Source organism: Streptomyces sp. AC512_CC834 (genome assembly GCF_019049325.1).
In the GTDB taxonomy this organism is placed as follows: Bacteria; Actinomycetota; Actinomycetes; order Streptomycetales; family Streptomycetaceae; genus Streptomyces.
This window is the reverse complement of record NZ_JAGMUO010000010.1, coordinates 49,647-74,199: the sequence shown is the minus strand read 5'-3', so window position 1 is coordinate 74,199 and position 24,553 is coordinate 49,647. Positions and strand designations below refer to the sequence as shown.

Genomic DNA, 24,553 nt, shown 5'->3' with positions numbered 1-24,553 from the left:
ACGCGGGCCTACTCGGTGACCATCAAAGGATCATTCGGGAAGGTACGCCTCCGCGTCCCCGCCCGGGGCTGATCCACAGGTCTTGAGCATTGCTCCGCATCCGGGTCACGCTCGCCGAGTTGGAGAAGCTCAAGGGCCACGACATCGGCGCTCGCTTCTCCAGCGGGCACGCCTACTTGAGCGTCTTCCGCTTCGACGACGACATGATCGTCACGCCGCTGCTGACACATAGCGTGGGCCGCGATGCGCCGACGCTGCACCTGCGGCGGCACCAGGACGACGGCATGTTCGACCGGTTCGCCGCGCACGTCGAGGAGCTGTGGACGCGCGGAACGCCAGTGTGGGAGGGCTCTTGTGGGCAGGCGTGACTACGAGGACGACCCGCAGGCACCGCAGGCCAACAGCCTGGTGCCCGCTGCCTCGGCGGTCGTGACCGACGACGCCGGCCGCATCCTGCTTCAGCGGCGCGTCGACAACGGACTGTGGGCACTGCCCGGCGGGCGAATGGAGATCGGCGAGACGCTGCCCGAGTGCGCAGTCCGGGAGACCCGCGAGGAGACTGGCCTCGACGTAGAGGTGATCGGGCTCGTCGGCACGTACTCCAACCCGGGGCACGTCTTCGCCTACGACGACGGCGAGGTACGCCAGGAGCTCTCGATCTGCTTCCTCGCGCGCGTGGTCGGCGGGCGGCTGGCTGTGTCCGACGAGTCCACCGAAGTCCGCTGGTTCGAGCCGTCCGCGGTTGACGATCTGCCCATGGTGAGTGGAGTCCGTAAGCGGGTGGACGACTGGCGTTCGGGTGCGATGCCCGCCCTCGGCTGACCCTGGACGCACGAAAGCGGCCCCGCCCTCCCACGTGGGGAGAGCGGGGCCGCGGTCATCGGGCGGTTTCTTCAGGCGGCAGGGAGTGGCAGGTAGTTGCCGCCCAGGCGGTCGACGAGCCAGTCCAGCCCCCGTGGGGTGAAGAACGTCTGCTCCACCCACTGGCCGTTGCGGGGCTTCAACGAGCTTGACGTGGGCGAGGCACGCGCCCTCGTGTTCCTGGTACCGCTGGCGCTGGTTCTGCTTCTGCAGGAAGTGGATGTCGTCCCTGCGGAGCATCTCCATGAACTTGGTGCGCCCGAGGCCGCCGGTGAGGTCGGAGAGGGCGTGTAGGTGGCGGCTTTTCGGTGCGCGTTGCGCTCCCTTGGTCTCCGTGCCCCGCTTTGGCGGGTCACGCTCGTACGCAATGAGCTGCCGCCCCGCGAATGTTGGTGACGTATCATGGTTATGTACATCATGGACTCATGGCGAGGGGTGGCTGGCATGTCCGTGACTCAGGTCGATCTCGACGACGAGGCGCTGGCCGAGGCGATGCGGCTCATGGGTGCCTCGACGAAGAAGGAGACGGTCAACGCGGCTCTGCGGGACTACGTGGCGCGCGTCAAGCGGCTGGAGGCTGCCGAGAAGCTGGCCGCGCGTGGTGAGCGGGGCGAGTTCGAGGCTGCGGCCGCGGCGCACGCGGCGGCCAAGCGCGCTCGGCGGGCAGCCTCCGAGTGATCACGTACCTCCTCGACACGTCCGCCCTGTGGCACCTCTTCCGTACGCCGGGTGCGTTGCGGCCCTGGGAAGGGCACATCGCCGCCGGTGTGTTCCACATCTGCGAGCCCACGAGGGCGGAGTTCCTGTACTCGGCCACCAGCCCGGCCCATCGGGACGAGTTGGCCGAAGAGCTGGATGACCTCTGCCATCTCTCGCCGGTTCCCAAGAACGCGTGGCGCTGGGTCGACACCGCGCAGTACAAGCTCACCCAGCGAGCCCGGCATCGCGCCGCCGGAGCCATCGACCTCCTGGTGTGTGCGACAGCGGCCCATCACGGCCACTCGTTGCTCCACGTGGACAACGACTTCGCCACGGTGGCCGCGGTCCTCAAGGAAGTACAGCAACGGGACGTACGCGCCTGACCGCTGCCCACAGGGACTACCGTTCCCCGGCGGACTGCCCGCGGCGGGTGGCCTGCAGGCTGCCGAGCAGAGCCAGCGCCTGGGCGTCGGCGCTTCCCGGTTCGGCGTGGTAGATCACCAGCAGTTGTCCCGGTGCTCCGCGGACATCGAAGGACTGGTACGTGAGCGAGAGGGGCCCGACGTCGGGATGGCCGAGTTCCTTGGCGTCCTGAGTCTTTCCGTAGACGGTGTGTGATGCCCAGAGCGCGGCGAAGTCCTCGCTCGCCCCGGTCAGGGAGTCGATCAGCTCGTACAGACGCGGGTAGTGGGGGCCGAGGCCCGTGGCGTGACGCAGGCCGGCCACAACCGCCTCGGCCGATCTGTCCCAGCGCGTGAAGAACCCCCGTGCCGCTGGGTCGAGGAACGTCATACGGGCGAGGTTGTCCACTGCTTCGAACGGGGAGAACAGCGCTTCGGCCAGGGCGTTGGCCGCCAGGAAGTCCTTCGCCGGGTTCAGGACGAACGCCGGGGCGTTCGTGTAACCGTCGAGGAGTTGCTTCAGCGGTGCACCGACCGCTTCCCTCGGCAGGTCCCGGTTGTCGTCCCGTACCGCGCCCGCCAGCCGGTACAGGTGCTCGCGCGCCGCGTCGTCCATGCGCAGGGCGCCGCTGATCGCGTCGAGGATCTGCGGGGAGGGGCTGCGCTCGCGGCCCTGTTCCAGCCGGGAGTAGTAGTCGCTGTTCATTCCGGCCAGGACGGCGACCTCCTCCCGGCGCAGCCCCGCCACCCGGCGCGCGCCGTATGAGGCGAGGCCGACGTCACCGGGTCGCAGACGGGCACGGTGGGCACGCAGGAATTCTCCGAGATCGTTGCTGGTCACCCGTCCAGGGTAAGCCGCCCCCCGGTGGTGTGCCTGGGTGCGCCGTACCCCGGCACAGCCTGTCCTGGCTCTCGCTTCCGCCGTGGCACAGCCTTGCTTCGAGGACACCTGCGAATGAAGGGGAGCGTGATGAGCCAGCAGTCGGAGGCATCGGCCGGTGAGCGGGCGGACGTGGTCGGTATGTGGGTGACCGCGGACGGACACATCCGCCAGGAAATGCGCGCCGACGGCCGCTACGACGAGGCCCGCGGCAACCGCCCCAGCGCCTACACCGGCCGCTACACGGTGACCGGAAACCACCTCGACTACGTCGACGACACCGGCTTCACCGCTACCGGCGACATCCGCGACGGCGTGCTCTTCCACGAGCACCTCGTCCTGCACAAGGAGGACCAGGCGTGAAACACACAGCCAAGATCTTTCTGATCACCGGCGTCAGCGGCGGCCTCGGCCGCGCCTTCGCCACCGCCGCCCTGGAGGCCGGCCACACCGTCGTCGGCACCGTCCGCAACAGCACCGATGCGGCGGCCTTCGCCGCTCTTCGCCCGGAACGTGCTCACGCCCGCATCCTCGACGTGACCGACGACGAAGCCGTGTTCGCCGCGACGGGTGAGGTGGAGGAGGCCATCGGCCCCGTCGACGTGCTGATCGCGAACGCCGGCTACGGCCTGGAAGGGACCTTCGAGGAAACCTCCCTGGCCGACCTGCGCGCCCAGTTCGACGTCAACGTCTTCGGCGCCGCAGCCACCATCCAGGCCGTCCTGCCCTTCATGCGCCAACGGCGCCGCGGGCACATCCTGGCCGTCACCTCCATGGGCGGCCTGGCCGGCTTCCCTGGCGTCGCCGCCTACTGCGGCAGCAAATTCGCACTCGAAGGCATCCTCGAAGCCATCGGCAAGGAAGTCGCCGCCTTCGGCATCCACGTCACCGCCATCGAGCCGGGCTCCTTCCGTACCGACTGGGCCGGACGCTCGATGATCCGCGCACCGCGCACCATTCCCGATTACGACGACCTCTTCGAACCCATCCGCGCCGCCCGTCAGAAGGCCGACGGACGACAGCTCGGCAATCCGGCCCGCGCCGCCGGCGCGCTCCTGCGCGTCCTCGACGCACCCGATCCGCCCGCTCACCTGGTCCTCGGCTCCGATGCCCTGCGCCTGGTCCGCGCCGGACGTGAAGCCGTCGACCACGACCTCGACACCTGGAAAGAGCTCACTCTCTCCACGGACTTCCCGCAGACCGACGAGAAGGGCTGATTCAGGTAAGCCGGGCTCTGGCCCAGGTTCATGCACAGCCCGGCGAGCCCGGAGGGGACGACCAGGACGGCGACGCGTTCGCCGAGGAGTGGGAGTTCGTCGAGCACAGCGGCTGCGATGCTGACGTGGCCGCGCTGTGGGCGGCGCTGGAGCAGGTCGCGCTCCGGGGCGGCGTTGTCCGGTGCGGCCACCGTGGACTGATCGCGTACCTCGCAGCGGCGCTGCCGTGAGCCGCGGATGTTCGCGCGGCTCACGGGCAGGGACGTCCGCCCGGCCCGTCCGCCTACCGGCGGGCGGTGCCGGCGGCGATGTGCAGCCGCGCGTCGGCCCAGTCCGCGTGGTCCGAGTCGTTGCCGTCGCCGCCGTCCGTCACGCGCAGGGTCAGCCGCCGCACGCCGGTGACGTCGATGTCGAAGGCATGGGCGGGGTCATGGGGGCCCATGACCCCGCTCGTGCCCAGCACCTTCCCGTCGCCGATGACTTCGAAGACCACGGACCCCCGGTCCGGCGTCTCCTCGTCGATGCCGACGTCGGCGTTGAAACGGTCATAGGTGTCGGTGTCGCCCAGGTCGACCGTCACCTCGGAGGACGCGTGCGTGCCGAGCCCCTTGCCGTAGGTCCGGTCACCGATACGCAGCGGCCCGCCGTCGCCCTCGGCCGACTCGCCGTTGGACGTGTCCCGCTCGACCGGGCCCCAGCCGTTGGTCTCCGCCGAGAAGGGGAGATCCCTGACGTAGTCGATGCCGGGCGGTGACACGAAGACACGGGCTTGCCTCCGCAGACTCAGTTTCGGGGCGGTTGCGCCCGCGGCCGGGTCCCGGTAGGCGACGGTGACCGGAATGTTGGTCCAGCCGTAGGCGGGCTGCTCCGGCACGGTGATCCGCCAGTCGGCGGTCAGCGGCCGACCGGTGGCCAGCTCGGCCGCGGTCGCCCCCGGTCCCTCGACGCTCCAGCCCTCCGGGGCCTTCGCGCTGAGCGTGACATCGGTGACCGGACCGAACTCGTCGATCGTGAAGCCGCCGTCGAGCCTCACCTCCGTGCCCGGATCCGCCGCGGTCTCCCGGGGGTCCACCGTCAGCGTGCCCGAGGGGACATGGCGTACGGGCTCGTCGCAACCGGCCCGGCCGGGCACAGCACGGCAGACGAACGCGGCGAATCCACCGTTCTCGACACCCCGCACCTTCAGGGTGTCGTGGCGAGTGAGCAGCCGGCTCTCCCGGACCGGGCCGTCCGGGCCGTCGCGGACCACATCGACGCGCCACCTCCCGCCGCTCAGGAAGTCCAGCGGCACCCGGTGGGTCCGCGCCGCGCCCACGGCCGTCTCACCCAGGAACCATCGGGCGCCACTGCGTCGTGCGAAGCCGGCGCTTTGACCGGGCGCGCTGCCCTTCACCTCCTGGGCCTTCTGGGACGAGGACACGCGCCGCTACATTCTCGGCCCGCCCATGCACATCGTCTCGGAGAACACCGATCCGAAGACCACGAAGGACCCGACGTTCGAGCTCGCCTACTGGCGCTTCGGCCTGCGGGTCGCGCAGCAGTGGCGCGAACGGCTCGGCCTGCGCGGCGATCCGGGGTGGCAGCGTGTCCACGACGGACTCGCGCCGCTGCCGGTGCAGGAGGGCACGTACGTCCCGCATGAAGGCGTCCAGGACATGTGGACACGGTGGAACTTCGAGCACCCGGCCCTGATCGGCCCGTACGGCTGGCTGCCGGGCGACGGCGTCGACGTCCCCACGATGGCCCGCACCGCCGAGAAGGTCTTCACCGGCTGGCGGTTCGACCGGACCTGGGGATGGGACTTCCCGATGCTCGCCATGTGCGCCGCGCGGCTCGGACGCCCCGACGACGCCGTGGACTTCCTGCTGCACCCGGCCGCCGGTTTCCAGTTCGACGACGCGGGCCTGGCGACCGGCGGGCCGTTCCCGTACTTCCCGAGCAACGCCGCGCTGCTGTACGCCATCGCGTTCATGGCAGCCGGCTGGGACGGCGCACCCGACCGGCACGCGCCGGGCTTTCCAGCAGACCGGCGCTGGACGGTGCGCTTCGAAGGGCTGCAGCCGGCCCTGTGAGTTCAGGAGGAACATCCGGTACGGATCTCTGGGAACGGGGCGCCGTACTGCCGCCCAACGCCGGACCCTGCGCGCTGACGCTGCCCGCGTGGCTGCCGGATCAGCAGTGCCGTGAACTGCCGGTGCCCCAGCGGCTGCAGCGGTTCACCGCGCGAACGATCACCGCGTTGGGACTCGAACCTCAGTGGTCGAGGGCCAGGTGCAGGGCGAGGAGGTCCTTGCCGTAGTCGTTGCCGTTGGGGGTGCGGATGATCGCGTGGATGTGCCGCTGGGTCATCCCGGCTTCCCAGCCCGCCGCCTTCCCGATGGGCCCGAGGTCCTGGGAGTCGAGCTCGATGAGCACGACGGGGCTGTGGACGCGGTAGTACATCGGCGTGTCGTCGGTGGTGGCACCGTGCCAGGAGAAGTGGGTGTCGTCCTGGTGCCTTTTGATCTCGGCCATCTTGATCCTGGCGTGGCCGTGGTCGACGTTACCGACGAACAGCTCGACGATCTTCCACAGCTTCGCCCGTTGCGCGGGGTTCAGTTCGGTGGCCGCGATGCCCTCGTACGGCATGACGGCGTTGTCCGAGTACGCGCCGGCCGTCAGGTCCCGGTCGCTGGTGGCGCTCGTGGTGACCGCGACCGCCTGCTGGTCCGCGCTCAGGGAGCGTAGGAGGGCGTAGCCGGCGGCCAGTTCGTCCTCGAAGCTCTTCGTGCCTTCGTACTCGCTGTCGATGCCGTAGTCGGCGACGCGGGGCTCGGTCCCCATGAAGGTCGGCGTCATGACGACCTGGTCGCCGAGGACGAAGTAGTTGATGACCAGGTGGTGGCCCTCGAACTGCCAGCCCCACGGTTCCCTGGTCGACGGGGTGCCCATGATGGTGAGCCAGTACAGCTCGTCGTTGAACTGGTCGGTGAGATCGACCAGTTGACCTCCGTAGAGGTTGAGATGACGGACCTTGTCGGCGTTCTCCAGCCCGCGGGCGCTCATGCCCGCCTTCAGGATCGCCAGCGCCTTGAGACGCTGGGCCTTCGTCATGTCCTGCAGGCTCAGACCCGCGTCCCGGTCCCCGTCCACGTTCGTCCACAGGCGCCACTGATCCTGGGTGTAGTCGGATGCCTGTACGGGGAAGGCAACGGCCTCACGCTGAGTGGCCGTGAGGGAGGCGAGCCATGCCTCGGCCGCGGCCACGCTCTCCCTTGTGGACACGCCGGTCCGGTGGATGCTGTAGAGGTCCTCGATCACGGTGCCGTCCGTGGTCACGCCCATGAACTCGTCCTTGACGCCGGGGCCACCGCCGCCCGGGCCTCCGGGCCCACCCGATGCCGTGGCCGACGGGGAGGCCGACGGAGAGGCGGTCGAAGCGGCCAACGACACGTCCGACGACGCGCCCGCCCGGGACACGGCGGCCATCGTGCCGAACGCGGCGGCTCCCGCCGCCGCGAACGCCTGCGTCATGAACCGGCGACGCGACGACGATCCGGGTGAACCGGGCTCGTGGCGACGGTGTCCATGGACACGGTGACGCTCATCGTTCTCAGAGTTGTTGCGAGGTTCGGTCACGGGGAACTCCTCTGCCGGTGCTCTTGTCAGCGGGACGCTACGTGCGAGACCTGTGCTTTGCGTGTCAGGGAGGTATGCGTTGCGGACCGCGGCTCAGTGACCGTTATTGTCTGACACCTTTCAGGCGGGTGGCCCGGGGTCTCTGTGGGGAAAGGGTTCTTACTGCACACTTCTTGTGCCACCCGAGTGGCAGTGTTAGCTTCCCGTCATTGGTTGTCCGACAATCTTGGCGACGCGGGACGTCGCCAAGGAGGAGGCCAAGGAGGAGGCCGAGGAGGCAGACATGTCGACCACACAGCGCAACCCCCAGTCGGAGGCACTCCGTCTCGACCACGTCACGCTGGAGTTCCCCGGGGCTCACCGGCCGGCGATCGAGGACGTGTCGTTCAAAGTCGACCGCGGCAGCGTCGTCGCCGTGATCGGACCCAGCGGATGCGGCAAGAGCACCATCCTCAACCTGGCCGCCGGGCTGCTCACCCCCACGCAGGGGCAGGTCCACTACGCCGGTGAACCCGTCACCGGCGTGAACTCCGACGCGGCGTACGTGACCCAGCAGTCCCACCTGCTGCCCTGGCTGAGTGTCCAGGCCAACATCGGCCTGGCGCTGAAGTTCCGCAAGGTTCCCAAGGAGGAACGCGAGGAGCGCGTCGCCCACTGGATCGGGCTCGTCGGCCTGACCGGATTCGAGCATCACTTCCCCCGGGAGCTGTCGGGCGGTATGCAGAAGCGCTGCGCGATCGCTCGGGCGCTGATCTACAACCCCTCCATCGTGCTGATGGACGAGCCGTTCGGGCCGCTCGACGCCATCACCCGGCTCGAGCTCCAGCAGGAGCTGCTCAACATCTGGCGGGAGCAGAACGGGACGCTGATCTTCGTCACGCACGACCTCAACGAGGCCATCTACCTGGCCGACGAGGTCGTAGTGATGTCGAAGGGCCCCGGCACGATCCGCCGTGTCATTCAGGTCCCCTTCGAGCGGCCGCGCCAGATCGGTTCGCTCGTCGAGTCCCCCGAGTTCTCGGAGCTCTACAACGACCTCTGGGGTCTCTTCGCCGCCGAGCGGAAGGCCGCCGCGTAACGCGGCCCAGCCGGGTGCGGTCACCACGACCGGCGGCGCACCCGTGAAGGAACATCGAGAGGAGGAGCGGTGATGGGAGAGCCGGTAGGGCTGCGCAAGCGGGGCAACCCGCCCACGCGCAGGCCGGAGATCTGGACACCCGACCTGCTCGACAAGGTCGCCTGGCGGGTGAAGGCGGCACACGAGCCGTTCCGGGGTGTGGCCACCTCGGACGGCATCCGGCCCGGACTGTTCCCGCTGCGCGACACCGGCGCGGACGTCGGCAAGGTGTACCGGGCGGCGGAGGACTACCTGGCGGGCCTGACGGAGAAGCAGCTCGCCGAGGGCCGGTTCCCGATGGACGACGACAGTTGGCGCCACTGGAACAACGGCGCCCGGTACTTCCTGCGCCACGGCGTCCTGCTGGAGGAGCTCGACGACGCGGGGCGCGAGCGGGCCCTGGCCGTCGTCCGGGAGAGCCTCAGCGCGGACGGGTACCGCCAGATGGTCGACCTCATGCGCCTCAACCTCACCATCGGCGAGCTGAGCGACAACACGCACGGACTCAACGAGTGGCTGTACTGGTTCTCCCTGTACGGCGAGCCGGAGAACGGCGGCCCGTGGGGCTGGCAGCTCGACGGACACCACGTCAACATCAACTGCGTCTTCGTCGGGGACCAGATGGTCCTCACCCCCTCCTTCCTCGGCGCCGAGCCGGTGGTCGCCGGGTCCGGCAAGTACGCCGGAACCGTGGCCTTCCGGGGCGAGGAGGCGCTCGGCCACGAGCTGTTCACCCAGCTCGACGGGCGGCAGCGGGGGCGGGCCGTCATCGCGGACACCATGCCGCAGGAGCTGGTCGTCGGAGCCTTCCGGGACAACTGGGAGCTCGACTACCAGGGGCTGCGGCTCGCCGAGATGTCCTCGGGGCAGCGGGACACCGCGCTCCGGCTCCTCGGCCTGTACGTGAACCGGGCCGGCGACCAGCACGCCCGGGCGCGCACGGAGGAGGTGCTGACTCACGAGGGGGACACCCGCTTCGGCTGGGCCGGGGATCCCGACGGCACCTTCTACTACCGCTTCCACAGCCCGGTGATCCTCGTCGAGTTCGAGCACATGGCAGGCGTGTTCTTCGACAACGACCACCCCTCGCGCCGGCACATCCACACCATCGTCCGCACCCCCAACGGCAACGACTTCGGTGTCGACCTGCTGCGTCAGCACCACGAGAGGCACCACGGGCGGCAGGCCTGAGGCGCCCCCCAGTTCCTATAGCAGGAGGAGAAGGAAATGAAGTTGGTGCTCGGCCGTGACGACCTCGCGGCAGCCGCACTGTCGGCGGCCCGCGAAGCGGGTTCCGAGCCGGAGCGGGTCGACATCAAGCCGGTGCACAAGGCCTCCCGGGGCTTTGTGAACGAGTCGGACGCGGACCTGTGCGAACTGGCGATCGTGACCGTTCTGCAGGCCCTCGCCTACGGCAAACCGGTGCTGCTGCTGCCCGTCACCACCCTCGGACGCCACCAGCACCAGACCCTGGTGACCCTCGGCGGGCTGTCGGTCGCCGACGTGGAGGGGCACAGCGTCGGAGTGCGCGCCTGGAGCCAGACCACCGGCGTGTGGGTGCGGGGGTTCCTCACCGAGCAGTACGGCGTCGATCTGCGCAAGGCCCACTGGACGACGTACGAGGGCCATCACGTCGAGGGCGCCGAGGACCCGTCCTGGGTGACGCGCGCGCCGCGGGGGACCAAGCTGCCGGCGGACTTCCTCGAGGGCCGGGTCGACTTCGGGATCATGGGCAACGAACTGCCCTCCGACGACCGCATCCGCACCGCCGTCGACAGCGCCCACGAGGTCGCCGAACAGTGGTCCGAGGACCAGGGATTCATCCCCGTCAACCACGTGGTCGGCGTGTCCGAAGCCGCCGCCGCGGAGCACTCCGCCGCCGTCCTCGCCGCCTACGACGCGATGCGGTCGGTACTCACCGCCAACGAGGAGGGCGGGCCCGTCGCCCGGCACCCCGTCGGCTTCGAAGGACTGCGTGCCGCGTTCACCAAGGCGGCCGCCTACGCGCTGGAGCAGGACGTGATCCCGCGGGCGGTCGACTACGACGAGCTCGTCGAGCGGTCCTGTGCGGCACTCGGCGTCCCGCCGGCCCGCCTCGGCGGCTGAGGCCCGCGGCACGGACCGTCGCACCGGAATCAGGAACAGCAAGGAACGGTAAGGGACAAGGCATGGACAAGCTCACGGTGGTACTCGGAGACTTCCCGCACGCGCGGCCGCTGCTGGACGGCGACGTCGAGACGGACGGCTACCTGGTCGATCCGGTGGAGGTCAAGCCGGTCATCGGCGCCTACCGGCGGATGATCCGGGACCTGGAGTTCGACGTGTGCGAACTGGCGCCGGTCTCCTACCTGATGGCGCGCCAGGAGGGCATCCCGCTGACCGCGGTGCCGGTGTTCCTCAACCGGCGCTTCCACCACGGCGACGTACAGTGCGCCGGGCAGTCCGGCATCCGTGTGCCGCGGGACCTGGAAGGACGCCGGGTCGGCGTCCGCGCCTACTCGGTGAGCACGGGAGTGTGGGTGCGCGGCGTGCTGCGGGACCAGTACGGGGTGGACATCGACAAGATCACCTGGGTGGTCGACGACGACGACCACATCGAGGGCCGGGTCCCCGCCAACGTCGAGCGGGTCACCGACGGCCGTTCGCTGGGCGAGCTGCTGCGCGCCGGCGAGATCGACGCCGCGCTGACCGGGAACGCCGGGACGGGACGGGCGGGCGCGCCCAAGGCCGGCTGGACGGCGGCGGCGGCCGAACCGGAGAGCGACGGCGACGACGGCCCGTACCCGCTCTTCCCCGAGGCCGGCCCGCTCGCCGTGGACCACTACCTGCGGACCGGCGTCTACCCGCTGCACTCGCTGATCTCGGTGCGCTCCGAACTCGTGGAGCGCGATCCCGGCCTGCCCGCCAAGCTGTACGCCGCGTTCGCGCAGAGCAAGCGCCGGCACCTCGCCGCCCGGCCCGAGTGGTCGGCGGTGCCCCGGCTGGCCCGCCAGGGGCGCGCGATCGGTGGCGACCCCGTCCCCTACGGCATCGAAGCCAACGAGCCCAGCCTGCGCGCGATGGTGCGGTTCGCCAAGGACCAGGGCCTGCTCGACGCGGACTTCCCCGACGAGCCGAGCTCGCTGTTCGCGGCGGGCGACTACCCGGACGCCTGAGCCGCCCGCGCGAACGCACCGCCCGCACCGGACGCACCGGACGCACCGAACGCACCGAAGACAGACGAGAAGGGGGCACCACGTGGACGTCGCCCAGCAGGTGATCTCGGGTACGGGCGAACACGGGAGCTGATCTGTCATGCCGTCAGCTACTGTTCCCGCCTCAGTTCTCACTTCCACGGAAGAGAAAGGCGGCCGAGGTGGACAGCGACAGCATCGGTGCCGAGCCCCGGGCGAAGGCGCCGGGTACCCGCTACAGCCACGCCTACGAGGGCCTGCGCTCCCTGCTGCTTTCGGGGAGTGTCGCGCCCGACACGCGACTGACCGAAGCGGACCTCACGCGGATGTTCGACGTGTCGCGAAGCACCATGCGCACCGCGCTCGCGCGGCTGACGCAGGAGGGCTATGTCACCAGCGAGGTCAATCGCGGGGTGCGCACCAGGAGCTTCTCCGTCGAGGAGGCGGCGGACATCCTGGAGGCCCGCGAGATCCTGGAGGCGGCCCTCGCCGGCAAGGCGGCGGAACGGGCCACGGCCGAAGAGATCGAGAAGCTGCGCGGCACGCTCCGGGAGATGGAGGAGGCGGAGTCACGCGGCGACCAAACCGCCTACTCGCGCGGCAACCGCAGCTTCCACCAGCAGATCAAGCACGCCTCGCACCAGACGACCCTGGCCCGTGCCTACGACACGCTGCTCTACCCACTGGTGATGCGGCAGTACCGCAACCTCTCCGCGCAGCACCCGAGGGCCGGTTCGCTGGAGGAGCACCAGACGATCTTCCTGGCCGTCGTCACCCGCAATCCCGATGCGGCGAACGCGGCGATGCGCCATCACGTCGGCTCCGCCCGCCGGGCGCTGCTGCTCGACAAGTCCCCGCAACCACCCGTCGGCTGACGGGCGGCCGGGGCGGAAGGGACCGAATGGGCCGCCCCATCGCGGACACCGAAGCGGGACGCGTCGAAGGCGTCGTCTGCCGGGACCAGATCGTCACCGTCTTCCGCGGCATCCCCTACGCCGCCCCACCCGTCGGCGACCTGCGCTGGCGGCCGCCGCAGCCGCCCCCGGCCTGGGAGGGGACCCGGCGGGCCGACCGGTTCGGCCCGATGTGCCCGCAGCCACCGACCGACGCGGCCGCGACCGGCGTCGACGTGCCCATGAGCGAGGACTGCCTGAACCTGAACATCTGGACGGGCGCGGCCCACCGTGCGGAGCGGCGCCCGGTCCTCGTCTGGATCTACGGTGGCGGATTCCGCGAGGGCACCGGGGCGAACCCCCGCTACGACGGCGAGAACCTGGCCCGCGGCGGCCTCGTCGTCGTCACCTTCAACTACCGTCTGGGCGCCCTCGGTTTCCTCGCCACACCCGAGCTGAGCGACGAGTCGGGACACCGGTCCTCCGGAAACTACGGGCTGCTCGACTGCGTCGCCGCCCTGCGCTGGGTGCGTGACAACATCGCGCACTTCGGCGGCGACCCGGACCGCGTCACCGTCGCGGGCCAGTCCGCGGGCGCCGGCCTGGTCAACTTCCTGGCCATGTCCCCGCTCGCCAAGGGCCTGTTCCGTCGTGCGATCGCGCAGAGCCACGCCCGCCACGCACGTGATCCGGAACTCCGCTATCTGTCCACGTCCTACCGCATGCGGGCCGGTGCCGAGAACGCCGGTGACCGCTACGCGCGGGAGCACGGTGCGAGCACGGCCCACGACCTGCGGTCGTTGCACTGGCGGAAGCTGATAGACGGCCGCAACCCGGTCGACACGAGCGTCGACACCGGCGGCTCCGCGTCACCACCGCTGTTCCGTCCCGTCCTCGACGGCTGGGCGCTGCCCGCCGGCTACGACGAGACGTACGCCAAGGGCTCGCAGAACGACGTCGACTACCTCACTGGGAACAACCTCGACGAGAGTGGCGCGGTCCCGCGGACGATGGTCGCCGCCCTGCGCGGCGGGCGCGGGACGGTCCGGCCGGGCTCTCCGGCGGTCAACGTGAGCCTTGATCAGCACGTCGCCGCGGCCCGGCGGAAGTTCGGGACGCTCGCCGAGGAGTTCCTGCGGCTGTACCCGGCCGCCACGGACGACGAGGCGGCACGGGCGAGCAGCACCGCGGCACGCGACAACTCCCGCATCTCGACCCTCTTGTGGGGCGCGGACTGGAGCCGGCACGCCACCGGCACGCTGCACACCTACTTCTGGACCCGACGCGCCCCGGCGCCGGACGGCGGCCCGCGACGGGCCGGCCACGGTTCGGAGATCGACTACGTCTTCCGCAACCCCGCGTCCGGCACCGGGGCATGGACCGAGGAAGACCACGAGACCGCGCGGACCGTCTCCGCCTACTGGACCAACTTCGTCGCCACCGGCGACCCCAACGGCAGCGGCCTGCCGCGCTGGCCGGCCTTCTCACCGGACGCCGGCGCCGTCATGGAGATCGGCGCGCGCTTTTGGACGATTCCCGTCTCCGATCCGGACCGCACCGACTTCTGGATCCGGTTCTTCCGTACTCAGCATGCCTGGTGAACAAGCCTGGTGAACAAAGGAGTTCCCATGACCTACCGCGTGAATCGCCCGCACCTGGCACTGGCTGCCTCCGTGTTGTGCGGCGCCGCGTGTCTGACCGCCTGCGGCGGCGACGGCTCGTCGTCGGTCGGCGCCGACGGCAAGACGACCGTCTCGGTCGGGGTGAGCGGCAACGTCTTCGACCTGTCCATCCGACTGGCGGACGAGCAGGGCTACTTCGACAAGCAGAACATCAAGATCAAGTATGTGACACTGACCGCCTCCACGGGCACCTCGGCCCTCCAGTCGGGTTCGGTGCAGTTCCTCAACTCCAGCCCGACCAGCTTCCTGGCCGGCCTCAGCAAGGGCCTGCCGGAGCTGTCGGTCGCCACGAACGGGGGAGGCAACCCGCTCGGCATCGTGGTCAGTACCGAGTTCGCCAAGAAGAACGGCCTGACCGCCGACAGCCCGGCGGACAAGGTGGCCCAGGCCCTGGCCGACTCGACGGCCGGCGCCAGCTCCGCCAACACCAAGGCCGAGGCGGGCATCTTCCTCAACGCACACGGTGTCGACCCGGACGAGCTGAAGTGGGTCTCGCTGCCGAGCCCGGCGGCCGACAAGGCCGCCCTCGCCAAGGACGAGGTCGACTGGTTCATCACCTCCGAGCCGATCCCGCTGCAGGTCCAGCACGAGGGCGACGGCGTCGTCGTGGCCGATCCGTCCAAGGTTCCCGAATGGGGCTACGAGCAGGCAGGATACGGCCAGCTCGTGGTCGCGAAGGAGAGCTACGCGAAGGGCAACTCCGCCCTCGTCAAGGGATTCGCCACCGCCGTGCAGCAGGCCACCGCCTACCTCGACGCCCACCCCGCCGACGACAAGGCCGTGCTGGCCGCGGCCCGCGAGAGCATGCCGAGCGTTCCCGACGACGTGCTGAGCGAAGCCGTCTCCCAAGTGGACTGGCCCGCGACCGCCAAACAGGACGCCGCCGGATGGAAGACGACCGTCGCCTTCGTGAAGGACGGCATCGGCGCGGTCCCGGACGCGAGCGTGTCCTCCGACAACTGGACCAACACCTACCTGCCGTGACACGGCCGGACCGAACCGGAAGGGAGCAGACCATGGCGATCGCCACCGACAAAGCTGTGACCAAGCCCGAGCCCGACACGGCGGGACGGCCCACCAAGAAGGCGCGTGCGGGCTGGCACAGCACGACCTCCGTGATCCTGCTGCGCATCCTGGTGATCCTGCTGGCTCTCGTCCTGTGGCAGGTGATGAGCGGCCCCGTCGTGCCCGAGTACGCGGTCAGCAAGCCCACCGACGTGTACGACGCGCTCACGGACATGCTCGGCTCGGCCGCCGGGTGGACCAACATCAAGGTGACCGCCGTCGAGGTGCTGGCCGGCTTCGGTCTCGGCGTCGCCGCCGGAACGGTGATGGGCCTGTTCCTGGGCTCGTTCCCGCTCCTGGGGCGGGTGCTCGAACCGCTCGTCGCAGCCGTCAACGGCATCCCGAAGATCGCACTCGCCCCGCTGTTCCTGCTGTTCTTCGGCATCGGCTCCTGGTCGAAGATCACGATCGCCATGACCGGTGTCGCCTTCGTCGTCTTCTACAACATCTATCTGGGACTGCGGCTGCGGGAACGCGAACTCGTCGAGGTGGTCCAGGTGATGGGTGGGCGCAGGCACCACGTCATGGGCTATGTGACGATACCGACGCTCGCCGCCCCGTTCTTCGCCGCCCTCAAGACCGGCGGCCCGCTGGCCATCCTCGGCGTCATCGGCGGCGAGTTCATCGCCTCCTCCGAAGGCGTGGGACACGAACTGTTCACCGCGGCCCAGAACCTCGACGCGGCCTCCGAGTTCGCCGGCCTCATCGTGCTCGTCGCCATGACACTCAGCCTCAACGGGGTGCTGGGCGCGCTGGACACGTACGCCCTGAAACGGCTCGGACTCGCCGCCCGCCGCCGGCAGCCCAAGCGCTGAGCCCCGCACGGGCCGGCCGAGCCCACCCACCCCGGCGTCCGGAAAGGACAGCCCAGTCGATGAACGAACCTCCGCACGCCTCATCACGCGTCACCCGGGACGCGGGGCCGCCGGCATCCCGGCGGTCTTCCCGCAGAACCGTCCTGGCAGCCGTCGCGGCATCCACCGCGACCGCCGTGCCGCTGCTTTCCGCCCCGCCGGCCGCCGCCTCCCCGAAGCGGTACCACGACCAGGATCTGCTCCATGTGGGCACCTGGGGCCAGGACCAGGTGCATGCCGTCCGGTTCGATCCCGCCCGCGCCACCATGACCTCCCTCGGAGCGGTGGCGGAGGTCAGCTCGAACTGGGTCGCGGTGCACCCGACCCGCCCGGTCCTCTACGCAGCCGGCGGGGAGCCGGGCGGATTCATTCGCACCTTCCGCATCGACGACGTCTCGGGAGCTCTCCGGAAGACCGGCGAGCTCGAGACGGAGGCCGTCCAGGGCAGTAGCGGCGGACTGTCGTACATCGGCCTCACCGCGGAAGCGGACACCCTCCTGGTCGCCGACTTCGCCACCGGCTCCGCGGCGACTGTTCCGATCCGGTCCGACGGCGTGCTGGGCGCGGTGGCCTCCAGCGTGCAGGACACAGGTTCAGGGCCCCATCCGCGCCAGGCCGGTCCGCATGCGCACCACGTGGTGGTCGATCCCAGCGGCAGGTTCGCCCTGGTCGCCGACTTCGGTGCCGACCGGGTGTTCGTCCGCGACTACGACCGGACCACGCACCAGTTGTCCGCCCGCAGGCCCGACGGAGACGGTTCCTACGCGACGGCACCGGGCTCGGGCCCCCGGCGCCTGGCCTTCCACCCGAACGGCTGGACGGCGTATCTGCTGAACGAACTGACCGCGGACATCGAGGTCTTGCGCTGGGACGCCCGCGAGGGTGTGCTGACGCCCCGCCGGATCCTGACGACGAACGCCCCGGGCCACACCGGCACAACAAGCGCCGCCGAACTGGCGATCAGCGGCGACGGCCGGCACGTCTACACCTCCAATCGCGGCGACAACGCCCTGGTCGTCTTCTCGGCCGACCCGAGAACCGGACTGCTCACCGAGGTGCAGCGACTGCCCTGCGGGGGCGTCACGCCGTGGAGCTTCTCCCTGCATCCCGGGGGACGGTGGCTGTTCGTCGCGAACAAGGGGAGCGGATCGGTCGACCTCTTCCGTGTGGACCCGCGATCCGGGCGACTCACGGGCACCGGCACCTCCGTGGCCGTCCCCAGTCCCGGCTGCGTCAGTGTCCGTCCGGCGCGCCACTGAGCGGGTTCGCGCGCCACTGAGCGGGTTCGCGTGCCGCTGAGAGGGTTCGCGCGCCGCTGACCACCCACCGCCGCCAGGTCCCGGCCGGACCTGGCGGCGGTGGTGTTCTCCGGGCGCGCGCGCCGCCACCTGTCGGTGAAGGACGCGGTGATCGGTGATCAACGGGTGGTGGAGGCTGCGCGACGGGAGGACCGGGACAGGGCGAGCATGGTGATTCCCACGGCCGCCGCGGCGAGTCCGCCGACCAGGAGGGCGCTACGGGGGCCGCTGGCCGCTCCGATCGCCCCGACGGTGGGCGCACCGATGACGGTGCCGCCCATCCAGCCGATCGTCCAGATCGAAACCACCCGCCCCCGCATCTGCGGCGCGGCCCCCACCTGCATGAGCGTCTTGGCCGACGAGTTGAACGTGATCGATCCGGAGCCGACGAACAGCAGGGCGGCCAGCGCCAGCGGCAGGTTCGGCGCCAGGGCGGCGGCGCAGATCAGAACTCCCCAGATCACCGCCGACACCGACAGGGACCGTGTGGTGACCCGAGGGCGCCGCACGACGACGAACCCGCCCAGGACCGCCCCGGCACTCATGGCGGCCATCGCCGCGCCGAACCCGTCGGGACCCGCGTGGAACACCGAGGTGGTGAGCAACGGAAGTGTCACCGGGAACTCCCAGGTCAGCATACCCGTCACATAAACCATGATCATCGGGTGGAGGAGTTCGGGGGTGCGGCAGATGTAGGCGATTCCGGCGCGGATCTGTCCCTTCGCGTGCACTTCCCGCTCGGTGGGACGCATCTCCGCCACGCGCAGGGCGAGGAGGCTGATGATGACGGCCACGAACGACAGGGTGTCCAGCGCGAAGCACGGAGTCATCCCGAAGGCGGCGATGAGGACTCCGGCGAGGCCCGGACCGACGAGCTTCGCCGTGTTGACGAGGGTGGAGTTGACGGCGATCGCGTTGGGCAGACGGTCCCGGTCGACCAGTTCACTGATCAGGCTCTGGCGCGCCGGGCTGTCGAAGACGTTGATGGAGCCGAGCACCAGCATGATCGTGACCAGCAGTGGCAACGTCACCAGGCCGGCCCACGACAGCACGGTCAGCAGTGCGGCTTGGAGGGCGAAGCAGACCTGCGTGACAGTGAGCAGGCGCCGACGGTCGTGACGGTCCACCACCAGGCCGCCCCAGGCCCCCAGGAGCAGGATCGGCAGGTACCGGGCGCCGGTGACGACGCCGAGCATGGTTCCGCTGTGCGTGAGCTGGAGCGCCAGCCAGCCCACCGCGATGGTCTGCATCCAGTTGCCGACCACCGAGATGCACTGGCCGAGCATGTACAGGCGGTAGTTGCGGATTCTGAGCGAGGCGAAGCTGCTCAGGTGCGCGCTACCGACGGCTCCCGGGCGAAGGGACGGCATGAGGCTCCCTTCCTGGTCACCGACGTCGAACTACGCCGGATCGGAGCGGAGTCCGTCGCCTCATCGTACGGATTAAAGTTCTGTTCCGGTACTACTTGCGAGAGAGAAAGTGTGTGTGGTGAACGGATCTCCCCCAGGTAGACGCTTTTAGCGGCCAGGTGTGCTGCTCGTCGCGTGGTCGGCTGCTTCGACGGTCGGAGTGTCGGACCTGGGAAGAAGTACACAGTCGGAACCAACTGTGTCTCACGCTTCAGGAATCGGTCCCCGTGGGCTCGAGCCTGTCCGCGGGCTGTTCCTCGGCGGGCGCGACCAGCCGTTCCAGGAGCATCACGGCGGCCTCGAGCATCACCTTCTCGGCGTCCGAGAAGCCGGAGACGCGGGACAGGAAGAAGGCGTCCGTCCGCTCCCAGGTGGCCGCGAGGACGTCCCTGCCCTCGGGCGTCATACCGACCAGGGTGGACCGGCCGTCGTGTGCGTCCGGGACGACCTCGACCAGGCCGTCCGCCGAAAGGTTGGTCACGATGCGCGTGACCGAGGACTTGCTGATCTTCTCCAGGCGGGCGAGGTCGGTCATCCGCAGCGGACCGAACCTGTCGACCGTCCACAGAGTGGAAAAGCGGGACGGGGTGATCGGCGTCTCGGCGGCGGACGGCTCACGCATCTGCCGTGACAGCCACATCGTGACGGTACGCAGTCTCGCCAGGACCGCCCCGTCGTCCGCACTCCCGGCCATCGCCCTCCCTCGGCACACCTCGAACACTCAGTTCGGTGACGCCACGAGTCTAACGAGCCGGTACCGCACCGAGTGGTGAGGTGGCGAGCACCCTCGCACGCCGACTTGGCCTCCGAGTTTGTCCGACAAAATGGAGGGTGAAGAGCGGTCTTCGGCCGCGAAAGTGTGCGTATTCTCTGCGCTGTTCTTGTCGGCCCGCTACGACGGTGTTACGTTCGCCGTCATCGTTCGTCCGACAATCGTCGCTCCGTCGGGGACGAATACCGGCCGCTCCCGGGTGACCGTGCTGAGAGCCGAGGCGACCGTCACGCCGCTCCGGTCTCAGGCGTTCTGAAAAGCGAAGACCGAAGACCGCAGATCGAAGAAACGAAGATCGAGGATCGGAGACCCGCATGAACGTGCCCGACGATCACAGCGCGCGCCGGGGAAGCGGCCCCCTGTGGGACCGGCGGGGCTTTCTGGGGCGGACGGCCGGAGTCGCCGCCGGTGGTGCGCTCATCGGTACCTTCGCCGCCCAACCGGCGTCCGCCGCACAGGCGTTCGGAGACCGGCCGGTGCGTACCGAGTCCGGGCCGGTGTCCGGAGTCCCGGCCGCGCCGCACGGTGTCACGGTGTACAGGGGCATCCCGTACGCGGCCACCACCGCCGGTGAGAACCGCTGGTGCCCGCCCCGGCCCGCGCCGGCCTGGGAAGGCGTACGCAAGGCGGACACGTTCGGAGACGCGCCGCCGCAGGCGGGCAGTGGCTTCGCCATGAGCGAGGACTGCCTGAACCTCAACATCTGGACCGGCGCGTCGCACGCCGGTGAACGGCGTCCGGTGTACGTGTGGCTCTACGGCGGCGGCTTCTCCGGCGGCAGGGGCTCGGACCCGCTGTTCGACGGTTCGACGCTGGCGAGCAAGGGCGTGGTCGTCGTGACGGTCAACTACCGCCTCGGCGCCCTCGGATTCCTCGCCACCCCCGAGCTGAGCCGGGAGTCGGGCCATGACGCCTCGGGCAACTACGGGCTGCTCGACCAGATCGCGGCGTTGAAGTGGGTGCGGCGCAACATCAAGGCGTTCGGCGGGGACCCGGACCAGGTCACCGTGGGCGGCCAGTCCGCCGGAGCCGGCTCCACGGACCTGCTGTCGATCTCGCCGCTCGCCTCGGGCCTGTTCCGCAGGGCCGTCGCCGAGAGCCAGGTGCGCTTCCCCCGCGACCCCGAACTGCGCTATCTCGGGACGTCGTACCGGAAGAAGGCCACCGCGGAACAGCAGGGCACCGCCTACGCCGCCGCGCACGGCGGCACCACCCTGGCCGAACTGCGCGCCGTGCCGTGGCAGGACCTGATCGACGCCGCCACGCTCAAGGACGAGACGGTCGACAGCAAGACCGTCGCCAAGCCGCCGCTGTTCCGGCCGGTCGTCGACGGCTGGGTGCTTCCGTCCGGCTACCACGACGCCTACCGGCGCCATGCGCAGCACGACGTCTGGTATCTGGCCGGCAACAACCTGGACGAGAGCGGAGCGGTACCGGAGACCGCCTTCGACCACTGGCGCGAGACCGGCTACCCCGACCGCCCCGGCGCGCCGCCCGTCCACGTCACGCTCGACGACTACGTGAACGCCGCGCACCGCAAGTTCGGCGCGCTCGCCGACGAGTTCCTGACGCTGTACCCGGCGGGCACCGACGACGAGGCGGCCCTCGCGAGCAACGACGCCGTCCGCGACAACTCCCGGGTGAGCACCCACCTGTGGAGCACCGAGTGGAGCCGGGGCGCCGACCGCCCCGTGCGCACCTACTTCTGGACCCACCGCCCGCCGGGGCCCGACCACGATCTGCGCGGCGCCTACCACGGCTCCGAGATCGCCTACTTCTTCGGCGGCCTCTACCCCGCCGACCAGGGCTGGACCCGCACCGACCGGAAGCTGGCCGACACCATGTCGTCCTACCTCGCGAACTACATCGCCACGGGCGACCCCAACGGCCGCGGGCTGCCCGCGTGGCCCGTCCACGACCCGAGCGCACCGACCGTCATGGAGGTGGGTGAGCACTTCGGACCGGTACGGGTCGCGACGGCTCCCAAACTCGACTTCTGGAAGCGGCACTTCGCCGCTCAGGAGGCCTGGTAGCGGGAGCTTCAGCCGGCCTTCCGCTGTTCGAAGAGCCAGTCCTGGACACCCCCGATCGGGTAGGCGGCGCGCCGGCCGCAGATGTGGTTGTTCACGCGTTCACGCTGCTCTCCTCGAGTCGGGCCGCACCACGGTGTCCTTCTTCTCCTGCGATGTGCGGCGCAGTACGTCGAAGGCCTGCCTCCGGGGTACGGAGGCAGGCACGGTGTCCGGGGAGGCGGGCCGTCCCGCGTGGTCAGACTCCCGTCGGGTCCTTCTCGTAGGTCCGCTCCCCTGTCCGCTCCGCCGCGGGCGCCGGCTCGTGGCCGCCCTCACTGAGGCCGAAGCGGTCGTGCACCTTGCGCAGGAACGGCGGCGCGTACCAGGCCGAGCGGCCGAGCAGGCGCATCGCGGCGGGCACCAGCACACCCCGGACGGCGACGGCGTCGATGAGGACGGCCAGTCCGCTGCCCAGACCGAACATCTGCATGTAGCTGATGCCGGCCGTCCCGAAGGCGAAGAAGCTCACCGCCAGCAGGCAGGCAGCCGCGCTGACGATGCGGCCCGTGTGCCCGAGGCCGTTGACCACTGCGGTCTCGTTGTCCGCGCCCTGGTCGTGCAGCTCCTTGATCCGGCTGGTGACGAACACCTCGTAGTCCATCGAGAGGCCGAAGGCGATGCAGAACATCAGCAACGTCATCGACACCTCCATCGGCTGCGGCGTGAAGCCGAACAGGTCGGAGAAGTGGCCTTCCTGGAACATCCACGTCATGACGCCGAGGGCCGCTCCCAGGCTGACGATGTTGAGCACCAGCGCCCGCAGCGGCTGCACCACGCTGCCGGTGAACAGGAACAGCAGAACGAAGGTGGTGAGGGCGATCAGGCCGCCGGCGAGCGGAATCAGGCTGGTGATGGAGTCCTTGGAGTCGACCAGCGCGGCGTCCCTGCCGCCCGCCAAGGGGTCCGTCCCCTCGGGTGCTTCGACCGCTCGTACGTCCTTGACCAGGTCCTGGGCCGCGTCCGACATCGGCGTCAGATCGCTCACCACGTTGATCCGCTGCGCCTCGGGGCGGCCGAGCGCGGCGTTGCGCGGACCGGGCGCCGCGGCCTGCCCGTCGGTGTAGGTCCCGGTGGACGCCTCGACGCGGACGACGCCGTCGAGCTCCGAAAGCCTGCCCGCGTACGAGCCCAGCGGTGCCTTGCTCACGGACTGGTCCATGACCACATGGATGGCCGCCGCGTCGCTGCCGTTGAAGTTCTCCTCCAACTGGGCCGAGACCTGGCGGCTCTTGGCGTCCTCGGGCAGCGAGCGCTCGTCCGCGATACCGATGGAGATGCCCAGCAGCGGACTCGCCGCCACCAGCAGTACCGCGAGCACCGGCAGCGCGGTCAGGGCGGGACGCCGCATCGCCGTGCGGGCAAGCCGCCCCCAGAAGGGCACCCGGGAGTCGTCGTGCCGCTCCGTCTTCTTCGCCCAAGGCAGCCGGCCCTTGTTGACCCGGTGCCCCAGGACATTGAGCAGGGCCGGCATCACGAACAGGGTGCTGACGGCGGCGATGGCGACCACACCGACGCCGGCGTACCCGAACGAGCGAAGGAAGTACTGCGGGAACACCAGAAGTGCCGCGAGCGCGACCGCCACCGTGGCGGCGGAGAAGGCGACTGTACGGCCCGCGGTGTTCACGGTGTGTCGGACGGCGTCGTCCACGCTCGCGCCCTTCGCGAGCTGTTCGCGGAACCGGCTGACCATCAGCAGCGCGTAGTCGATGCCGAGGCCGAGACCCAGGGCGGTGGTCAGGTTGGTGGCGGTGATGGAGATGCTGGTGGCGCTGCCGAGGAGGAAGAGCTCCGCGAACGTACCCACGATCGCGATGAGCCCGATGGCCAGCGGCAGCAGAGCCGAGACCACACTGCCGAACACGAACAGGAGCAGCAGGAGGGTCAGCGGCAGGGCGATCGTCTCGGCGAGGACCAGGTCCTCGGAGGAGTAGGTCCCCATGTCGTCACCCACGGCCGCGCTGCCGCCGGCCTCGACGGTGAGCCCGGCTTCTTTCGCACCGGTGTACTCGTCGATGATCTCCTTGGCGTTCTCCCGCTCCTTGGTGTCACCGCCCTTTACATGGGCGAGCACCATCGCCTGCTTGCCGTCCTCGGAACGGAGCTCCGGGTTGCCCGTGTCCCAGTACGAGATCACGTTCGCAACCGTGTCCTCCTTCTTGAGGCCGGCGGCCAGTTCCTTGCCCTGCTGTGTGGCGGACGCGGCGTCGACGCCGCCCTCGGGGGCACTGACCAGCAGGACCAGGTTCGACTCCCCGCCGAACCTGTCGGTGATGACCGTCTTGGCCCTGCTGGACTGGGAGGACGGGTCGTCGAAGCCACCAGGCAGGAGCTTGCCGAACGCGCCGGCGCCCAGAACTCCCATGAGGACCACGGCCACGGATGCGACAATGAGTACCAGCCGGGACCGGCGGATCGTCAGTTCGGCTATGCGTTCAAACACGCACTTTCTCCTTGCGTTCTTACGGCGTGAACCCTTGGCCCGCGCTGGTGGTGGGGGTGCGGCGGAGCCGCTGCTCCGTCGCCGGCCATGACGCTATCCAGG

General features: G+C 69.9%; 24 protein-coding genes. 18 read left to right on the top strand and 6 right to left on the bottom strand.

Annotated features, from left to right (window positions below; translation table 11 throughout):
• The first annotated feature begins 119 nt into the window (after window positions 1-119).
• The 5 genes from KUM40_RS01850 (at window position 120) to KUM40_RS01830 (ending at window position 1,943) form a co-directional block, all read left to right on the top strand.
• Window positions 120-368, top strand: coding sequence for a hypothetical protein (locus KUM40_RS01850; RefSeq protein ID WP_254394400.1), 249 nt, complete (start codon window positions 120-122; stop codon window positions 366-368).
• Window positions 355-822: an NUDIX domain-containing protein gene (locus tag KUM40_RS01845; protein WP_217162080.1), complete on the top strand. Its 468-nt coding sequence runs from the start codon at window positions 355-357 to the stop codon at window positions 820-822. The genes KUM40_RS01850 and KUM40_RS01845 overlap by 14 nt, the downstream gene beginning before the upstream one ends.
• 192 nt (window positions 823-1,014) lie before the next feature.
• Window positions 1,015-1,155 (top strand): hypothetical protein, encoded by a 141-nt coding sequence (locus KUM40_RS01840; RefSeq protein ID WP_217162078.1) that lies wholly within the window; start codon window positions 1,015-1,017, stop codon window positions 1,153-1,155.
• A 150-nt stretch (window positions 1,156-1,305) separates the two neighbouring features.
• Window positions 1,306-1,539, top strand: a complete 234-nt coding sequence (locus tag KUM40_RS01835; protein WP_217162076.1) for a type II toxin-antitoxin system VapB family antitoxin — start codon at window positions 1,306-1,308, stop codon at window positions 1,537-1,539.
• Window positions 1,536-1,943, top strand: coding sequence for a PIN domain-containing protein (locus tag KUM40_RS01830; RefSeq protein WP_217162074.1), 408 nt, complete (start codon window positions 1,536-1,538; stop codon window positions 1,941-1,943). The genes KUM40_RS01835 and KUM40_RS01830 overlap by 4 nt, the downstream gene beginning before the upstream one ends.
• Window positions 1,944-1,959: 16 nt before the next feature.
• Here KUM40_RS01830 and KUM40_RS01825 read toward each other — a convergent pair whose 3' ends face one another.
• Window positions 1,960-2,802, bottom strand: a complete 843-nt coding sequence (locus KUM40_RS01825) for a helix-turn-helix transcriptional regulator (RefSeq protein ID WP_217162072.1) — start codon at window positions 2,800-2,802, stop codon at window positions 1,960-1,962.
• A gap of 129 nt (window positions 2,803-2,931) precedes the next feature.
• On the opposite strand from KUM40_RS01825, the gene KUM40_RS01820 reads away from it, so the two are divergent.
• Both KUM40_RS01820 and KUM40_RS01815 read left to right on the top strand, forming a co-directional pair.
• Window positions 2,932-3,204: an Atu4866 domain-containing protein gene (locus tag KUM40_RS01820; protein ID WP_217162070.1), complete on the top strand. Its 273-nt coding sequence runs from the start codon at window positions 2,932-2,934 to the stop codon at window positions 3,202-3,204.
• On the top strand, window positions 3,201-4,058 hold the full coding sequence (locus KUM40_RS01815) for an oxidoreductase (RefSeq protein WP_217162068.1): 858 nt from the start codon (window positions 3,201-3,203) through the stop codon (window positions 4,056-4,058). The genes KUM40_RS01820 and KUM40_RS01815 overlap by 4 nt, the downstream gene beginning before the upstream one ends.
• Before the next feature lie 283 nt (window positions 4,059-4,341).
• On the opposite strand, the gene KUM40_RS42325 is transcribed toward KUM40_RS01815, so the two are convergent.
• The gene (locus tag KUM40_RS42325; protein ID WP_217162067.1) at window positions 4,342-5,478 is read right to left on the bottom strand and encodes an NPCBM/NEW2 domain-containing protein; all 1,137 of its coding nucleotides are present in this window, start codon (window positions 5,476-5,478) and stop codon (window positions 4,342-4,344) included.
• A 25-nt stretch (window positions 5,479-5,503) separates the two neighbouring features.
• Here KUM40_RS42325 and KUM40_RS01805 point away from each other — a divergent pair, with 25 nt between their 5' ends.
• Window positions 5,504-6,130 carry a hypothetical protein gene (locus KUM40_RS01805; protein WP_217162065.1) on the top strand — a complete coding sequence of 209 codons (627 nt, stop codon included), beginning with the start codon at window positions 5,504-5,506 and terminating at the stop codon, window positions 6,128-6,130.
• Between the two features lie 181 nt (window positions 6,131-6,311).
• Here the strand turns inward: KUM40_RS01805 and KUM40_RS01800 are convergent, their stop codons facing one another.
• Window positions 6,312-7,571, bottom strand: a complete 1,260-nt coding sequence (locus tag KUM40_RS01800; RefSeq protein WP_217162063.1) for a DUF3500 domain-containing protein — start codon at window positions 7,569-7,571, stop codon at window positions 6,312-6,314.
• A gap of 331 nt (window positions 7,572-7,902) precedes the next feature.
• Between KUM40_RS01800 and KUM40_RS01795 the strand changes: the two genes are divergently transcribed.
• From KUM40_RS01795 to KUM40_RS01755, 9 genes are all read left to right on the top strand, one after another.
• The gene (locus KUM40_RS01795; RefSeq protein WP_254394399.1) at window positions 7,903-8,754 is read left to right on the top strand and encodes an ABC transporter ATP-binding protein; all 852 of its coding nucleotides are present in this window, start codon (window positions 7,903-7,905) and stop codon (window positions 8,752-8,754) included.
• A 72-nt stretch (window positions 8,755-8,826) separates the two neighbouring features.
• Window positions 8,827-9,984: a DUF3500 domain-containing protein gene (locus tag KUM40_RS01790; protein ID WP_217162061.1), complete on the top strand. Its 1,158-nt coding sequence runs from the start codon at window positions 8,827-8,829 to the stop codon at window positions 9,982-9,984.
• Window positions 9,985-10,020: 36 nt separating this feature from the next.
• Window positions 10,021-10,899 (top strand): hypothetical protein, encoded by an 879-nt coding sequence (locus tag KUM40_RS01785; protein ID WP_217162059.1) that lies wholly within the window; start codon window positions 10,021-10,023, stop codon window positions 10,897-10,899.
• Window positions 10,900-10,961: 62 nt separating this feature from the next.
• Window positions 10,962-11,948: an ABC transporter substrate-binding protein gene (locus KUM40_RS01780; RefSeq protein WP_217162052.1), complete on the top strand. Its 987-nt coding sequence runs from the start codon at window positions 10,962-10,964 to the stop codon at window positions 11,946-11,948.
• A gap of 200 nt (window positions 11,949-12,148) precedes the next feature.
• The gene (locus KUM40_RS01775; RefSeq protein WP_217162051.1) at window positions 12,149-12,841 is read left to right on the top strand and encodes a GntR family transcriptional regulator; all 693 of its coding nucleotides are present in this window, start codon (window positions 12,149-12,151) and stop codon (window positions 12,839-12,841) included.
• Between the two features lie 26 nt (window positions 12,842-12,867).
• Complete coding sequence (locus KUM40_RS01770) at window positions 12,868-14,460, top strand: carboxylesterase/lipase family protein (protein ID WP_217162049.1); 1,593 nt, start codon at window positions 12,868-12,870, stop codon at window positions 14,458-14,460.
• A 27-nt stretch (window positions 14,461-14,487) separates the two neighbouring features.
• Window positions 14,488-15,525, top strand: a complete 1,038-nt coding sequence (locus tag KUM40_RS01765) for an ABC transporter substrate-binding protein (protein WP_217162047.1) — start codon at window positions 14,488-14,490, stop codon at window positions 15,523-15,525.
• 32 nt (window positions 15,526-15,557) lie between these two features.
• Window positions 15,558-16,421: an ABC transporter permease gene (locus KUM40_RS01760; protein WP_254394398.1), complete on the top strand. Its 864-nt coding sequence runs from the start codon at window positions 15,558-15,560 to the stop codon at window positions 16,419-16,421.
• Window positions 16,422-16,597: 176 nt separating this feature from the next.
• On the top strand, window positions 16,598-17,719 hold the full coding sequence (locus KUM40_RS01755; RefSeq protein ID WP_308401039.1) for a lactonase family protein: 1,122 nt from the start codon (window positions 16,598-16,600) through the stop codon (window positions 17,717-17,719).
• A 158-nt stretch (window positions 17,720-17,877) separates the two neighbouring features.
• Here the strand turns inward: KUM40_RS01755 and KUM40_RS01750 are convergent, their stop codons facing one another.
• Both KUM40_RS01750 and KUM40_RS01745 read right to left on the bottom strand, forming a co-directional pair.
• The gene (locus KUM40_RS01750) at window positions 17,878-19,128 is read right to left on the bottom strand and encodes an MFS transporter (protein WP_217162043.1); all 1,251 of its coding nucleotides are present in this window, start codon (window positions 19,126-19,128) and stop codon (window positions 17,878-17,880) included.
• A 250-nt stretch (window positions 19,129-19,378) separates the two neighbouring features.
• Window positions 19,379-19,861, bottom strand: coding sequence for a MarR family winged helix-turn-helix transcriptional regulator (locus KUM40_RS01745; protein WP_217162042.1), 483 nt, complete (start codon window positions 19,859-19,861; stop codon window positions 19,379-19,381).
• A 392-nt stretch (window positions 19,862-20,253) separates the two neighbouring features.
• On the opposite strand from KUM40_RS01745, the gene KUM40_RS01740 reads away from it, so the two are divergent.
• Window positions 20,254-21,972: a carboxylesterase/lipase family protein gene (locus KUM40_RS01740; RefSeq protein WP_217162041.1), complete on the top strand. Its 1,719-nt coding sequence runs from the start codon at window positions 20,254-20,256 to the stop codon at window positions 21,970-21,972.
• A 235-nt stretch (window positions 21,973-22,207) separates the two neighbouring features.
• On the opposite strand, the gene KUM40_RS01735 is transcribed toward KUM40_RS01740, so the two are convergent.
• Complete coding sequence (locus KUM40_RS01735; protein WP_217162040.1) at window positions 22,208-24,451, bottom strand: MMPL family transporter; 2,244 nt, start codon at window positions 24,449-24,451, stop codon at window positions 22,208-22,210.
• Between the last annotated feature and the right edge of the window lie 102 nt (window positions 24,452-24,553).